The organism is Enterococcus sp. DIV0358, from assembly GCF_051713465.1.
GTDB lineage: Bacteria > Bacillota > Bacilli > Lactobacillales > Enterococcaceae > Enterococcus > Enterococcus faecalis.
On sequence record NZ_JBIOPX010000001.1, the window covers coordinates 2,337,755 to 2,351,832 of the forward strand.

The 14,078-nt window shown below is 40.2% G+C and carries 15 protein-coding genes and 1 riboswitch; of the genes, 3 read left to right on the plus strand and 12 right to left on the minus strand.

Going from position 1 to position 14,078, the window contains the following annotated elements:
* Positions 1-32: 32 nt before the first annotated feature.
* On the plus strand, positions 33-1,394 hold the full coding sequence (locus IGK70_RS11290) for an MFS transporter (RefSeq protein ID WP_438775261.1): 1,362 nt from the start codon (positions 33-35) through the stop codon (positions 1,392-1,394).
* A 68-nt stretch (positions 1,395-1,462) separates the two neighbouring features.
* Here IGK70_RS11290 and IGK70_RS11295 read toward each other — a convergent pair whose 3' ends face one another.
* On the minus strand, positions 1,463-2,635 hold the full coding sequence (locus IGK70_RS11295; protein WP_220421693.1) for an MFS transporter: 1,173 nt from the start codon (positions 2,633-2,635) through the stop codon (positions 1,463-1,465).
* Between the two features lie 144 nt (positions 2,636-2,779).
* Here IGK70_RS11295 and IGK70_RS11300 point away from each other — a divergent pair, with 144 nt between their 5' ends.
* Positions 2,780-3,136: a winged helix-turn-helix transcriptional regulator gene (locus IGK70_RS11300; protein WP_002356348.1), complete on the plus strand. Its 357-nt coding sequence runs from the start codon at positions 2,780-2,782 to the stop codon at positions 3,134-3,136.
* A 93-nt stretch (positions 3,137-3,229) separates the two neighbouring features.
* Here IGK70_RS11300 and thiD read toward each other — a convergent pair whose 3' ends face one another.
* From thiD to galE, 8 genes are all read right to left on the minus strand, one after another.
* A complete protein-coding gene (gene thiD, locus IGK70_RS11305; protein WP_104855892.1) occupies positions 3,230-4,060 on the minus strand; it encodes a bifunctional hydroxymethylpyrimidine kinase/phosphomethylpyrimidine kinase in 831 nt (276 codons plus the stop codon).
* A complete protein-coding gene (gene thiE, locus IGK70_RS11310) occupies positions 4,057-4,692 on the minus strand; it encodes a thiamine phosphate synthase (RefSeq protein ID WP_220421691.1) in 636 nt (211 codons plus the stop codon). The genes thiD and thiE overlap by 4 nt, the downstream gene beginning before the upstream one ends.
* Entirely contained in the window at positions 4,689-5,507 is an 819-nt protein-coding gene (locus tag IGK70_RS11315; RefSeq protein WP_002368793.1) for a hydroxyethylthiazole kinase, read from the minus strand. Before IGK70_RS11315 ends, thiE begins: the two co-directional genes overlap by 4 nt.
* Positions 5,491-5,979 carry an energy coupling factor transporter S component ThiW gene (gene thiW / locus IGK70_RS11320; RefSeq protein WP_002356342.1) on the minus strand — a complete coding sequence of 163 codons (489 nt, stop codon included), beginning with the start codon at positions 5,977-5,979 and terminating at the stop codon, positions 5,491-5,493. Before thiW ends, IGK70_RS11315 begins: the two co-directional genes overlap by 17 nt.
* A 140-nt stretch (positions 5,980-6,119) precedes the next feature.
* Positions 6,120-6,208: riboswitch (TPP riboswitch) on the minus strand.
* Between the two features lie 147 nt (positions 6,209-6,355).
* On the minus strand, positions 6,356-6,670 hold the full coding sequence (locus IGK70_RS11325; RefSeq protein ID WP_002382484.1) for a YbaB/EbfC family nucleoid-associated protein: 315 nt from the start codon (positions 6,668-6,670) through the stop codon (positions 6,356-6,358).
* Between the two features lie 20 nt (positions 6,671-6,690).
* Positions 6,691-8,451, minus strand: coding sequence for a DNA polymerase III subunit gamma/tau (gene dnaX / locus IGK70_RS11330; protein WP_010712779.1), 1,761 nt, complete (start codon positions 8,449-8,451; stop codon positions 6,691-6,693).
* 71 nt (positions 8,452-8,522) lie between these two features.
* On the minus strand, positions 8,523-9,773 hold the full coding sequence (locus IGK70_RS11335) for a UDP-glucose--hexose-1-phosphate uridylyltransferase (protein ID WP_162783029.1): 1,251 nt from the start codon (positions 9,771-9,773) through the stop codon (positions 8,523-8,525).
* Positions 9,754-10,746 (minus strand): UDP-glucose 4-epimerase GalE, encoded by a 993-nt coding sequence (galE, locus tag IGK70_RS11340; protein ID WP_104874338.1) that lies wholly within the window; start codon positions 10,744-10,746, stop codon positions 9,754-9,756. Before galE ends, IGK70_RS11335 begins: the two co-directional genes overlap by 20 nt.
* Positions 10,747-11,013: 267 nt before the next feature.
* On the opposite strand from galE, the gene IGK70_RS11345 reads away from it, so the two are divergent.
* Positions 11,014-11,181 carry a DUF3042 family protein gene (locus tag IGK70_RS11345; protein ID WP_002356337.1) on the plus strand — a complete coding sequence of 56 codons (168 nt, stop codon included), beginning with the start codon at positions 11,014-11,016 and terminating at the stop codon, positions 11,179-11,181.
* A gap of 162 nt (positions 11,182-11,343) precedes the next feature.
* Here IGK70_RS11345 and IGK70_RS11350 read toward each other — a convergent pair whose 3' ends face one another.
* From IGK70_RS11350 to IGK70_RS11360, 3 genes are all read right to left on the minus strand, one after another.
* Positions 11,344-13,182: an FAD/NAD(P)-binding protein gene (locus IGK70_RS11350; protein WP_104874271.1), complete on the minus strand. Its 1,839-nt coding sequence runs from the start codon at positions 13,180-13,182 to the stop codon at positions 11,344-11,346.
* Between the two features lie 13 nt (positions 13,183-13,195).
* Positions 13,196-13,546 carry a DUF488 domain-containing protein gene (locus IGK70_RS11355; RefSeq protein WP_002365077.1) on the minus strand — a complete coding sequence of 117 codons (351 nt, stop codon included), beginning with the start codon at positions 13,544-13,546 and terminating at the stop codon, positions 13,196-13,198.
* Between the two features lie 121 nt (positions 13,547-13,667).
* Positions 13,668-14,066 (minus strand): rhodanese-like domain-containing protein, encoded by a 399-nt coding sequence (locus IGK70_RS11360; RefSeq protein ID WP_002356334.1) that lies wholly within the window; start codon positions 14,064-14,066, stop codon positions 13,668-13,670.
* Between the last annotated feature and the right edge of the window lie 12 nt (positions 14,067-14,078).

Genomic DNA, 14,078 nt, shown 5'->3' on the forward strand with positions numbered 1-14,078 from the left:
TACGAAAAAATGAAAACTATAGAGGTGATTAAATGGAACAAAAAAACGTACGATTATTCCCTGCCGTTTTAGCGACAGGAATTATGTCTTTTGCTGGCGTATTAATTGAAACAGCAATGAATGTAACTTTTCCGACATTAACAAAGGAATTGGGTGTTTCCACCGGTACCGTGCAGTGGGTGACAACGATTTATTTATTAGTTATTTCTATCATGGTGCCCTTATCCAATTATTTATTAAAAACCTATTCGCTAAGACGCTTATTTATCGTTGCGAATCTTTTCTTTTTGATTGGTTTAGCAATTGATGTCTATTCGCCATCTTTCAGTATCTTGTTATTAGGCCGACTCTTCCAAGGGGCTAGCACTGGGATTGCTTTGCCACTGATGTTTCATATTATTTTGAACTTTACCCCGCTGGAAAAACGAGGAACGATGATGGGGGTAGGCACATTGACCACTTCAATTGCTCCAGCCATTGGTCCAACGTACGGTGGAATCTTAACATCTTCCCTGTCTTGGCACGCCATCTTTTTATTCTTAATTCCTATTTTACTACTTTCTTTGTTTATGGGATTATCGGCTATTCCAGAAATACCTGTTAAAAAAACCACCACTCTTGATTTGGTTAGTTTAATTGGTATTGCCCTGTTATTTAGTGGTTTGTTGATGTTTTTAAGTAAAATTGGCACATTGTTTGGCTGGCTTTCACTTCTGGCAGCCGTTATTGGCTTTGTTATTTTTTATAAACGAGCAACGACCGCTGAACAGCCACTAGTTCGTTTGACAATTTTAAAAAATCCCACCTTCGTTTTATTTTTATGTGGCTTTTTAGTTTGTCAATTCTTATTGTTAGGTATTTCCTTTGTCTTACCAAACTTTGTTCAAATCGTCCTTGGAAAAAATGCGTTTGTAGCTGGGCTAGTCATGCTGCCAGGCGCTACAGTCGGGGCCATTTTGGCACCACTTTCTGGACGAGTGTTGGATCAATACGGCGCTAAAAAACCTATATTATTTGGCTTAAGTTTGGCGACAATCGGTTGGCTAGCTTTAACAATTTTACTAGAGATGCCTGTTTTATTAGGATTCGTCGCTGGACATGTTACCTATATGATTGGTCTAGGTTTTGCATACAGTAATATGATGACGACTGGTATGAGCTTGTTAGAGGAGAAAGATTTTGGCGACGGTAATACGTTATTTAATACACTTCAACAATTTTCTGGCGCTATTGCGACGGCCATTGTAGCGACGATTATTAATATCGCTCAAGACCACGCAGATAATTTTGCTCAGGGGACAACGATGGGCTCACTCATTTCTCTGATTTTCTTGTTAACCTTATTAGTAATTGTTTTAATTGCTTGCTGGAATTATTTCCGCAAAAAAGCTTAAAAAAAAGCAGCTGGTCCGTTCCGTAGTGCCCAGTTGCTTTTTTTAGTTTTCTAAAGATAGTTGTTTTTTTATGCTTCTTGCTTCCGAATATATAGTACGAACAAGACGGCAATCAACACGATAAAGCCACCAAAAATCGGTGTATATGTTACTGATAAATGATCTGTGACTACCCCACCTGTCATTGAGCCAACGGTAATCCCAATATTAAAGGCTGCAATATTAAAAGCTGAGGCCAAAGTGATATCTTCTGGAACATACTTTTCCGCTAATTCTACAACATATAGTTGTAAACCAGGTACATTCATAAAGGCAAATAGACCCAACATCAAACTTCCTAATAAGCCTAGAAGACTGTTATCCATTAAAACAGTAATGAATAAAAAGACTAAGGACAGAATTAATAAGCTAAACATTTTTACTAACGAATCTAAAGGTTTTTTATTTGCCCAGTGACCACCTACTGTATTGCCAATTGCGACCATTACGCCATAAACAACTAAAATAATCACTACCGCGTTGGCTGAAAAGCCTAAATTTTCCAATAACGGTGACAAGTACGTATATGCAGCAAACGTTCCACCATACCCAAAAGCAGTAATTAGAAAAGAGAAAACGAGGGGTTTGTTCGTAAAAATCCGCGTGATTCCTTTTAAGTCAACCTTCCCTGGTATCGGTAAATTTTTGGGAACTAAAAAATAACTAGCAATCAGTCCCACCAAGCCAATACTGGCTATAAAAAGAAAGGACATATGCCAAGCTGTTTGTTGCCCAATAAACGTCCCTAAAGGTACGCCAGTCACTGTTGCAACCGTTAAGCTCGTAAACATAATAGCAATGGCGCTGGCACGACGTGATGGCGGCACAACATCTGCGGCGATGACAGTCGAAACAGACATGAAAATGCCATGCGCCAATGCAGAAAGTATCCGCCCTACCAATAAAATAATAAACGTTGGCGCAAACGCAGCAATTAAATTCCCACTAATGAAAAGAAGCATAATCCCCAGCATTAATGAGCGACGATTCCATTTTCCTGTCAAAATTGTTAATAACGGCGCCCCAATCGTCACACCTAAAGCGTACAAAGAAACAGTCAAACCTGCTTGGGAAAGACTAATATGAAAACTTTTAACAATCATTGGTAATAAACCCACACTAATAAATTCTGTTGAACCGATTGCGAAAGCATTGATAGCTAATGCAAAGAGCGTTAAATTTGGTGAAATTTTCTTTTCCATTCTCTTCCTCCTAAAAAAAATTTGAATTTCAACAAAAATTACTATATACTAAGATTGAATTTTTGATAAGTACCTACTTTTTTGTATCATAAGTACCTTTTAGTAACTTTTGTTTATTATCAACCTATTAAGGAGGAATGTTTTTTGGAAACTCGTACATATGCGATTGGTGTCGAAGCAACGATGGATGTTATTGGCGGTAAATGGAAACCAATTATTCTGTGTAATTTACGGCACGGCGCCATGCGCCCCAGCGATTTAAAACGCGGTATTACTGGCATTAGTCAAAAAATGCTGACACAACAATTACGGGAACTCGAAGAAGACAACATTATCGAGCGGAAAGTTTACAACCAAGTTCCACCAAAAGTCGAATATTATTTAAGCGATTATGGTCAAAGCCTCTCTGCTGTCTTAGATAACTTATGTAATTGGGGAGAATCCCACGTGGCTCATTTGCAAGAACAAGGCCAAGAAATTTATTTAAAATGTGAAGATTAGTGAACAAAACGTTTATAAACTATATCAAAAAAGAGCTTTAAGCTATTTAAGAGCCTGGGGAAAAATCTAAAATGATTTTTCCCCAGGCTCTTCTTATGCTTTAATAACTTGAATATCTTGCGTTAATTGGGCCCAATGATTAGTAGGTCCGTGACCATGTCCAACAGAAATTGCTTGGCTAATGGCCCCTTGTATAAACTGTTTGCCAATCACAATCGCCGCTTCTAACGGCGTACCTTTTGCTAATTCGGCTGCGATACACGCTGAAAAAGTATCTCCTGTTCCATGAGTATTTTTCGTTACAATTCGTGGTGCACTTAGCCAAAAGCTCGAACCGTCTTCCATTAACACATAATCAGCCGCTTGTTGATTTGTGCTATGCCCGCCTTTCATAATAATATTTTTTGTGCCCAATTGTTGTAATTTTTTTGCTGCGGTCTGCATTTCTTGCTCTGTCTTGATGGTCGTCTCTAGTAAAACTTCCGCTTCTGGTAAATTAGGTGTCACGACCGCTGCTAGTGGCAACAGTTGCTCTTTAATTGTTTGAACTGCCTCGGCTTCTAACAAATGATGTCCACCTTTAGCCACCATTACAGGATCGACAATCAACGGACCAAAATCAACTTTCTGTAAATTACGAACGACAGCTTCGACACGCTCACTATCTGCTAACATCCCCGTTTTCGCTGCCCCAATTTTAAAATCAGCCGCCAGTGATTGAAATTGTGCATCAATAAATGAACTAGGAATCGGTAAGCTATCTTGTACGCCATACGTATTTTGTGCCGTCAATGCAATGACAATATTTAAGCCAAATGCCTGCCGTGCTTGAAATGTTTTTAAATCTGCTTGCATGCCAGCTCCCCCACCAGAATCAGAACCAGCAATCGTGACTACTTGTGGTGTCAAATTATATTCGGTCATTTTCTCGCCTCCAACATTCGCTCCGTTACACGCATCAACCCTTGAACTTTCTCGGTTATCTGTTCAGCCAGCATAATTTCACTGACCAGTGAAACACCAGCCACTCCCGTTCCCATAAGTTGTTCTATATTTTCTTCTTTGATTCCACCAATCGCTACAACAGGAATCGTGACTGCTGGGGCAATTTCAGAAAGTGTCTGCAAAGAAGTTAACGGACTGTCCTTAGTCGTTGTGGGGAAAATTGCGCCCACGCCTAAATAATCGGCGCCCTCGTTTTCCGCTTCAACTCCTCGTGCCACCGTTTTGGCTGAAACACCTACGATTTTTGTGGACCCAACCAGTTTTCGCACAAGAGCAACCGGTAATTCATCATCCCCTATATGCACACCTGCTGCATCCACTGCCAAGCAAATATCGACACGATCATTAATAATCAACGGAATCTGATACGCATCTGTTACCACTTTAACTTTCACTGCTAATTCGTAAAAGCGCCGTGTTGACACTTCCTTTTCGCGCAGTTGGACCAATGTCACTCCACTGCGACAAGCAGTTTCAATTCGTTTTAAAAATTCAGTATCACTAAAATCATACCGGCCTGTCACCAAATAAACTTTCAATTGCTCTCTCATAGCACTCGTCCTTTCACCGCCTCAAACCAATCCTTCTCCTTCATTAAAAGAGATAACTGATTTAACGTATTTTGGCGAAAATCGGCCAGCCCTTGGCTCTTAGTCTTGGCTTTTTCTCCGCAAAGATTAAAATAGCTCACTGCGGCTACTGCCGCAGTCATTGGCGCGTTGCCTTCACCTAATAAAGCGGCAACTAATGCGCCGACTAAATCGCCCGTGCCAGTGAAACAATCCAACTCAGGAACGCCATTTTGTAAGACAATCACTTGCTCTTGGCTAACCAAAACATCTTGAATCCCTGTTGCTAAAAATACCGTCTGGGGAAACTTTTGTGTTTGTTGACGTAAAGCTTGAATCAGCTCCTCAATTGCTTCTTCACTTTGATCCAAAGGGCTGCCATCCACTCCTCGGCCATGACTCACCAACTGGCAAAAAGTCCGCATTTCTGAAAGATTCCCTTTCACAACGGTTGGCTGATTGTGCACCAGCTTTTCCCCGACTTCACTCCGAATATCACTGGCGCCATACCCGACTAAATCGACCACGGTCGGTTTAGTCACTTGCCGAGCATAATCACTAGCTGCTAACAAGCTTTGCTCTCGTTCTTGTGATAAATGGCCTAAATTCAAAACCAAGGCACTGGTTTGCTGAAACAACTGCGGAAATTCCCGGGGATCATCTGCCATAATGGGCTTAGCATCAATATAAAGTAATGCATTCGCCATAGACTCACACGTAATTTCATTCGTAATGCACTGAATTAATGGTGCCGTTGTCAGTGGAAAAATCGTTTCAAACTTAACGCTTGTTTTCATAAAAGTACCCTCCTAAAAATAATTCCTGTGTTTGTTTAAATACCCGAGTTTCTTTCAGTTTTACTAAGACAAGCCAAGCAATCACTGAACCAATCAGTGTGGCACCAATAAATCGTGGTGTATAAATGAACCAATAAAAATTCTGCTTACTGCCAGTAAACCAAACCATTACAGGATAGGACAATAACGAGCCAATGATGCCTGTCCCAAAAATTTCCCCTAGCATCGACCAGCCTAATTTTTGTCCCCATTGATAAAATAAACCAGCAAAAAACGCGCCAAAGACGGCACCTGTTAACGCTAATGGCGGAATACCTAAGAATGTCATACGGATTAAGCCGCAGACAAGTGCCATGAGCGTTCCATAAAGAGGACCTAATAAAACTCCGGCAATAATGTTCATGACACTGGACATAGGGGCCATTCCCTCAATTCGCATTAACGGCGATAATACGACGTCCATCGCAATCATTAAAGCTAGTAACGTAACTCTGTGGATTCGATTTTTTTCCACGTAAAAAAACTCCTTTCTGCGAGAAGCAAAAGGAGGCGCGACTGAAAAAGACAGAAAAACCCAACCACAAATAAACGTAGTTGGGTGCAATAATCGGTCAAAATTTCAAGACATTTCCCTGCGCCAGTCCTAACTGTTTCAGGTTCCATGGGTATAATCTCAGCTAATAGCACCCCAAATGTTTCTCTTCAATTGGCTTTAGTATAGCATAGTTTTTTGGAAGCGACTACTAAAATTGCCAAAGAGTTTTCCCTCAAAAATAGAAAAAACGTCATGCCCAAAAAGTTCGATTTTTTGGGCATGACGTTTTTCATACTTTCGTTTGTCTTATTTTTTAGAATCCCGGCATTCCTTTGGTGTATTTACCTAAAGTTGCTTCAGTTTCTTTTTCAATTTTTACTAACGCATCGTTGACAGCCATAATGACTAAATCTTGTAACATATCAACGTCTTCAGGATCAACCACGTCTTCTTTAATGGTCAAATCTTTCATTGTGCGATCACCAGTAAATGTCGCTGTCACAAGTTGATTGGTTGCCTCACCGATAAATTCTTTTTCATTTAGCGCTTCTTGCGCTTTAGCCATTTCTTTTTGCATTTTTTGTACTTGTTTCATCATGCCTTGCATGTTGCCCATTCCTCGCATCATAATTCCTCTACTCCTTCGTATTAATCATCTAGTACTTCGACAAGCTCTTCACCAAACATAGCGATTGCTTCATCTACTACTGGATTTTCTTGTGAATGTTCATTTGTTACAGGCGGTTCGTCCGCTAGACGAGCCATTTCATTTTCAGGTTCAGAATGATTCAAACTGCCCTGATTTTGGTTAATAAAACTTTGTCTTAGTTTTGGCCAGCTTTCTCTAGTAATGCAGACCATCTCTGGTGTATAGTCCATCAAACGGCTTAAATTATTATTGAAAGCTAACTGCATCTCTTCATCATCTGTTGCACGAGCACAAACAATCTCATAGTCAAATGCCACCACGATGCCCTTAGGACTCGCTGCGACAGGTTCACTAGCTTTGAGCATCGCTCGTTGAGTCACAGATAATGTTTGCAGTAAGTCTTCCCAGACATTTTTCACATTCATTAAATGTGTTCTAGTCGCTTCGTTTAGGACTTGATATACGCGTTCTGTGGGTACGCGGAACGAACTTTTTGGCGCTTGTGGTCGTGCTTGTTGACGTGGCGCATCTGCTTCTTTGGCAGCTACACCGTGTTTCTTTAATTCAGCCAGTTCTTTCTTCAGTTGCCCGATTTGATTTTGCAAATCTGCTAATTCTGGATTTCCCTCTGCACTACCACCTTGATTAGTTGTTTCTGGCGTGTTGTGTTTATTGGGTTGCACCGTTTTAGCCAATTTGACAGTGGCTACTTCCAGATAGATATTCGCATTGTTGGTAAAGCGGATTTCATTTTGTGTGTCACTTAAAATTTGGATTAGTTGGTAGATTTTTTCAGCAGGCGTTTGTGTAGCTAGTTCCTTAAATGCTTCTGTCAAAGTTCCTGCTTTTTCTGCTAATAACTTCGGTGCTTGCTGATACATCAGCAAATCTCGACAATATAATAACAAATCTTCTAAGAAACGGCGCGCTTCTTTGCCTTCGCCTAAAATACTTTCCAAGCCTTCTAATGCTCGTTCAACATCACCAGCGACACAACACCGAATATAATGATCCATCATTTCATAGGTTAGGCTGCCTGTCACTTGCATTGCATCTTCCAGTGTTACTTTTTCATCACTAAATGAAATCGTTTGATCCAAGATACTCAAGGCATCTCGCATCCCACCTTCCGCAGCACGCCCAATCACATAAAGGGCTTGTTCCTCATAATCGAGAGCCATTTCCTGCATGATATGGGCCATATGATCGACGATATCTTGCGTACTAATTCGCTTAAAATCAAAGCGTTGCGTCCGTGAGATAATCGTTAACGGAATCTTGTGTGGTTCAGTCGTTGCTAAGATAAAAATAACATTTTGTGGTGGTTCTTCCAAGGTTTTTAAAAGTGCATTGAACGCGCCTGTTGATAGCATATGAACTTCATCAATAATATAAACTTTGTACTCGGCTTGTGTCGGTGCATACTTTGCTTTATCACGAATATCACGGATTTCTTCCACGCCATTATTACTCGCCGCATCAATTTCAATGACATCATTTAAACGACCTTCCGTAATGGCTACACAGGTTTCACAAACATTACAAGGTTCACCATCTTGACTATGTTTACAGTTAATCGCTTTAGCGAAAATTTTTGCGGCACTGGTTTTACCTGTACCACGAGGGCCAGTAAATAAATAGGCATGAGATGTTTTCTTTTGCACTATCGCATTTTTCAGTGTCTGAGTAATTGCTTTTTGTCCTACTACGTCATCGAAACGTTGTGAACGCCAGACCCGATAAAGTGCTTGATAAGCCATTTTTTACCCTCCCTTATTTTTCATTCTTATCTATTATACGTGATTTTTAGTCATTCGGCATCTTTTTTCTTTTAACGAGTCACTGGTGCAACCATTGCTAAAAAAGCCGCTTTTCCTTCACTTGTTTCTGCAAACGCACTGGCTTCTTTTAGTCGCTGTTGATACGCTGAAGCGACCGTTTCAAGTGCCTGCGTTTTCTGGTTGCTCCAAGTCGTTAAACCTTGGACTTCTGCTAACGTTAACGAAGGCTTTGCTTGAGGTCGACTAAAAATTAAGTCCATGACATATAAAAGTTCTTTTCGTCGTGCAACGATTTGTATCTCATCCGTTGGCAGTTTCAGCGTTTGCCACTGCTCAAAAATATCATTTGCGGCTTGGGCAACTTCTGACGCATTCGGTCCCTCTAGGCGAAATGTCGCAACTGGCCAATTCACCATTCCTGCGTTGATTAAAGGATAGTTAGCTAACTCAACATATTCTGAAATGCTCGCTTCGGCTAATGGAAATTGTTGCAAACCCGTTTGATAATAGACATGCTCATTTTGTTCAAAGTCAGCATCAATCCCAGCAAAATAATGAGAAAAGACCTCAACAATTTTCAACAATTGCTGAAAAGTCTTAACTGAACGTTTCGCTGCCTGATGTTTTTCAAACGCAATCACACCTTGTTGCTGATATTGTGCCTGTTTTACAAAGGAAAACCCCCAGCTTTCGCCATCTAAGTTCATTCGAATCACTCGATGGTTCGTAGTCGCAGGAAATTGCTGACTTCCCTGGTAGCCTTCTGTTGCCATGCACCATTCACAGCGGGGATAGTTTTGTGCAGAGAGCGTTGCTTTTGGCGCCTCACTGTGGACCTTATTTGCTAAAAAATCACCATAGACTGTTGAAAAAACAACAGGTTTTTCCTGTTCAATGACCGTACCGTTTTTTTGACAAAGTTGGTAAAAATACTCGGTAGCCTCTTGTGGCTCTTTAGCATAATGTTGTGCAAAAAAAGCATTAACCACAGAAGGTGGCGGTGTTAACAAATCCATCAATTGCACCATGAACTGTTCTTTTTGTTGCTCTGTTTTTACAAGTTGGTTGGCACTCGCAATTTGACACAATTGTTCCGCCAAATCAGCGGCGGGTGTTGCCACAGGCCGTATGTCTACTTCGCCTAATTCTTGTTCACCAATCATTGATAATAAACGGTTCTGAAGATATAAGCGATCCAATTCCATCCAACCACCTGCTTGAATAGCAAGTGTGGTAAAATCGGCAATCATTTGACTCGTGGTCATCGATTCATTCCTCCTATTACTTTTCTTGATATCCATGTGGATGAGCTTGATGCCATTGCCAAGCGGTAGCGATAATGTCCTTGACCTCAGTTACTTCTGGTTGCCAGCCTAAAACTCGTTTGGCTTTTTCACTAGAAGCAATTAACGTACTAGGATCCCCTGCTCGGCGTGGGGCGATTGTCGCAGGAATTTCTTGACCTGTCACTTCGCGAGCAGCATCTAACATTTCTTTAACAGAATAGCCGTTGTTGCTACCCAGGTTAAAGACGTCACTTTCACCGCCATTTTTCAAGTATTCTAAAGCCAAAATATGTGCTGCAATCAAGTCTTCAATATAAACATAATCTCGAATGCACGTGCCATCTGGTGTATCATAATCATCCCCAAAAATACTTAGCTCTGCTCGTTGGCCTAATGCCACTTGTAAAATAATTGGCACAATATGCGTTTCTGGCGTGTGATCCTCACCAATTGAGGCATCTTTTTTTGCTCCCGCAACATTAAAATAACGCAAAGCAACATATTTCATTCCATAAGCGTTGTCGCACCATTTCATGATTTTTTCCATCATTAATTTACTTTCCCCATACGGATTTTTAGGATTCGTTGGGGTTTCTTCTGTAATAGGCATTGCTTTTGATTCGCCATAAGTGGCCGCTGTGGAAGAAAAAACAATATGTTTCACTCCAAATTCTTGCATGACTTCCAAGGCAATTTGAGTGCCGTGAACATTGTTATTGAAATACATTAACGGTTTCTCCACGGATTCTCCTACTAAAGAATTGGCCGCAAAGTGCAACACCCCTTCAATTGATTCCTTTTCAAAGACACTACGTAAAAAAGCTTTATCACGAATATCGCCTTCATAGAAAGTCGCTTGTTCATGAACGGCTGAACGATGCCCCGTTAATAAATTATCAACAACCACAACGGCATATCCTTTTGAAATTAATTGATCAACGGCATGTGAGCCAATGTAGCCTGCGCCACCTAATACTAAAATAGACATAAATACGCTCCTTTTTCTCTCTAATTTCTTTTTCTATTGTACCATTAAATAAGGTTTACTTCTGAATTATTTCATTTTGTAAACAGGATTTAATTTGGCCATTTCTCCTTATTCATTTTTCCTATAAAAATATAGAAAAGACTTGGTAAATTTTAACAAATCTCTAAATTAGTCGTAGAGTTTATGAAAAATCATTGTAACTATTGGATTTTTTTGCTTTTTTCCGTCATAATAGAAACAAATACAATTTGAAAGAAGGAATGAACGATGAAAAAATTTGTATCAGGTATGTTAGTCGGTACTGCTATCACAGTTGCTGCTTTAGCCGGTGTGGCTACAACTATTAAAAAAACAGTCATTGATCCAATTGAAGAAAAAGAAGATATGATTGAAGAAAACCGTAAAAAAGCGATGCGTAAGCGTATTGCACGTTAAAAAATAGCTGTGACGTTGAGATAAAAAATCTAACGCCAAGAAATCAACAGGAGCGCTTCTGGCTCTGTTGATTTTCTTAAGCATAACAAGTGGTCATCCATCGCTTTGATGGATGACCACTTGTTATGCTTTCTTTTTTACCAAAGGAGCTGACTATTTTTCTTAACTATTAAAAATAGTAGCAGCAATCCGATCCATATCACGCATATTCCAAGGATCCACACCAGGACGAGCTGCAGCGGCTGTTAACCAATGAATCCCTTCTGTTGGAATACCACAACTAAAAAGGCCTGTCGCCACCTGCCCATCTTTTGTGATGACTTGATTCGTGGCAGGCACAATCAAGAGTGCACCTGTTTTGACTATTTGACCATCAGCTAATGCCAGTTGATGGAGCGTAGCTAGCTTATCGGCTAACAACTGCCTCGTTAAAGGATTCAAACTTTTTTCATTATTAACTTTGGGAATGCGTGCTTCAATTAAAAAGTGACTATTATACCGATTTTCCGGAAACAAATTAGCATAAGTAATAAATTGACCCGCTTTCATTTCGACACGCATTTCTGGCCCCAGAATCGTGACCAATCCCAGTTCAACTAACGCCTGTAGCTCTTCTGTTCTTTCAACAGAAGGTCCCACTGACAAAAAGGTATTCAATGGGGTAAACCAATGCCACAACCACTTTTGACTCTCGTCATTCGTTAATAATCCTTCATCCAAAACAAAGCGAATCTGATCTCTTAAATCTTTTAAACTGTCTAAAGCAGTGGTCAAAGGACCGCTAAGATTGCCTTTCTCTGCTTCTTGAATATCCCATTTTAAATACTCTAGTAAAAACGAACGAAAACTTTCATGAGTGGTTTTCTTTGTTTCAGGATGTTCTAACGCTTGCCAATCAAACCAATCTTGTTTTTCAAAGTGGGCTAAGCTTTCCGGCGCTCCCTTGGTTTGAATAAACAGCTGTTGAAAGGCCTCTTTAGAAAGATGCGGATATTTTTCTTCGATTAAACAAGTGTAATACACATATTCCACTTCTTTTTTTAAATACCCAAAAAACTCTGCGCCTGTAACCTGTATTTTTTTACGACATTCAGCTAAATACGTTTCGGTTAAAAAAACAGGCTGATAGGCTTCCCCGTAGCCTTTTTGATTAATCCCTCGAGGATGAGAAGGAAAACCGCGACCAGAACCAGCAATAATAATAGGCTCTCTTCCAGAAGGTTCATAACGTAAGCGGCCATTTTGACGAGAAAAAACACCCCCGCGGCCAATCGTCAAGGCAGATAAATAGTCAAAAAATGCCAAACCTAAGCCTTTTAACACAACGGGTTGTTTTGCGGGTATATTGGCAAGTGCCAATAAAGCATCCGCCGCATTTTTAGGAGAAGAATAAAACAAACGATGCTCCTTGGCGTAGTCCGCAAGCTCTTGTTCAACAGTCGTTAATTCATTTTCTTGGTGACCCAAAGCTAAAATTACTTTGTCTGCCGTAAACTCAATGGATTGGGTGTACACATAATAGTTATTCTCTCCTGCCCGCACAGCAGTTACTGGCTCTTTAAAAAACGTCAGCGATGTTTGTTCGTTACACCGCGTGGCTAAATACGTATAAAACCATTTTTGGTACATGCCATAAAAAGCCCTCGAGCAGTGATCATTCGGTCCAAGGCGATGACATTCTTTCAACAACTCAAGATAATTATAGGGTTGTTGCTGTTGAATGTACTGCGCAGCTTCTGCTTGGGTCCATTCATAGAGAGTGGGGCCCTTGACAATTGGTCCTTCGCCACTAAAAGATTCATCTGTAAATAAAGTGACTTGGCTAATCACGGTGTTCATTAATAAATAATTAGGTTGCTCTGCTCGCCAAATTTTCCCACCTGGACCGTATGGATCAAACAACGTGAGCTGAACATTTATTTCCGTTTTACGAGCCCATTCAATGACTCGTTCTGCAGCTGATAAGCCTCTGGGTCCAGCACCTACAATTGCAATTTTCATCCAATCACCTACTCTATTTTTCTAATAATTCTTTTAAGACAACCGCTTGATTATGCACTGTATCTTTCGCCCCATAGACCAGCGTGACTACTGGCTGATTTTTTACAATCGTCTGTAACTGCTTAAACGCTGTGGCAGTTGGCTCATGTTTCAATTCTTCTTGGTATTTTTGTTTAAACTCGGGATATTTATTTACTTCATGATTAAACCATTTCCGTAGCTCTGTACTTGGGGCCACTTCTTTGAGCCATTCATCTAACTTTTCAGATTCCTTGGATTTTCCTCGTGGCCAAATACGGTCAACTAAAACACGGTAGCCATCTTGCTCTGTCGGTGCTTCATATGCTCGCTTGATTTGAATCATCTGCCTTCACCTCTTCTCTTTATTGTAGCTCAAAAAGTGAGGACTGACAAAAAGCAGCATCTCTATTAAACTTTCCTATACAAAAAGAGTTGGTCTCAATGAAGACCAACTCTTTTTGTTATTAACTATTTCTCTTTTTCACTTTCCCAGTCCAGCCATCATAGCCGCCTTTTAAAATATAAATATCAGTATAGCCATTTTTGCGTAATAAATTAGCTGCTCGGATACTTAAAGCTTTCTTCTGATCATAAAGATAAACAGGTTGATCCTTACGAAGAGAACCAATTGTTGTTTTTAACATGCTGTATGGCATGCTGCGCGCCCCTAAAATATGCCCAGCATCAAATGTATCTTTCTCGCGAACGTCAATCACTTGTGCTTTACGCATTGTTTCTTTAAATTCTTCTTCCGTCAGCATTTTTGCTGAACGTTTCACCATAATTTTCAAATATAATTCATTGAATACCATCGCTAGTACAATAACTAGCAAAATACCATTGATTACCCATAAAATACTCATTCTAAAAAGCCC

What these genes read in the sequence shown, in the direction of transcription:
- dnaX (WP_010712779.1), bottom strand. Translation starts at nt 8,451, where the DNA reads ATGGCTTATCAAGCACTTTATCGGGTCTGGCGTTCACAACGTTTCGAT.
- IGK70_RS11325 (WP_002382484.1), bottom strand. Translation starts at nt 6,670, where the DNA reads ATGATGCGAGGAATGGGCAACATGCAAGGCATGATGAAACAAGTACAA.
- thiW (WP_002356342.1), bottom strand. Translation starts at nt 5,979, where the DNA reads ATGATTGCGATGGACGTCGTATTATCGCCGTTAATGCGAATTGAGGGA.
- galE (WP_104874338.1), bottom strand. Translation starts at nt 10,746, where the DNA reads ATGTCTATTTTAGTATTAGGTGGCGCAGGCTACATTGGCTCACATGCC.
- IGK70_RS11350 (WP_104874271.1), bottom strand. Translation starts at nt 13,182, where the DNA reads ATGAAAATTGCAATTGTAGGTGCTGGACCCAGAGGCTTATCAGCTGCA.
- IGK70_RS11315 (WP_002368793.1), bottom strand. Translation starts at nt 5,507, where the DNA reads ATGAAAACAAGCGTTAAGTTTGAAACGATTTTTCCACTGACAACGGCA.
- IGK70_RS11345 (WP_002356337.1), top strand. Translation starts at nt 11,014, where the DNA reads ATGAAAAAATTTGTATCAGGTATGTTAGTCGGTACTGCTATCACAGTT.
- IGK70_RS11290 (WP_438775261.1), top strand. Translation starts at nt 33, where the DNA reads ATGGAACAAAAAAACGTACGATTATTCCCTGCCGTTTTAGCGACAGGA.
- IGK70_RS11360 (WP_002356334.1), bottom strand. Translation starts at nt 14,066, where the DNA reads ATGAGTATTTTATGGGTAATCAATGGTATTTTGCTAGTTATTGTACTA.
- IGK70_RS11335 (WP_162783029.1), bottom strand. Translation starts at nt 9,773, where the DNA reads ATGGATATCAAGAAAAGTAATAGGAGGAATGAATCGATGACCACGAGT.
- thiD (WP_104855892.1), bottom strand. Translation starts at nt 4,060, where the DNA reads ATGACCGAATATAATTTGACACCACAAGTAGTCACGATTGCTGGTTCT.
- IGK70_RS11355 (WP_002365077.1), bottom strand. Translation starts at nt 13,546, where the DNA reads ATGATTCAAATCAAGCGAGCATATGAAGCACCGACAGAGCAAGATGGC.
- thiE (WP_220421691.1), bottom strand. Translation starts at nt 4,692, where the DNA reads ATGAGAGAGCAATTGAAAGTTTATTTGGTGACAGGCCGGTATGATTTT.
- IGK70_RS11295 (WP_220421693.1), bottom strand. Translation starts at nt 2,635, where the DNA reads ATGGAAAAGAAAATTTCACCAAATTTAACGCTCTTTGCATTAGCTATC.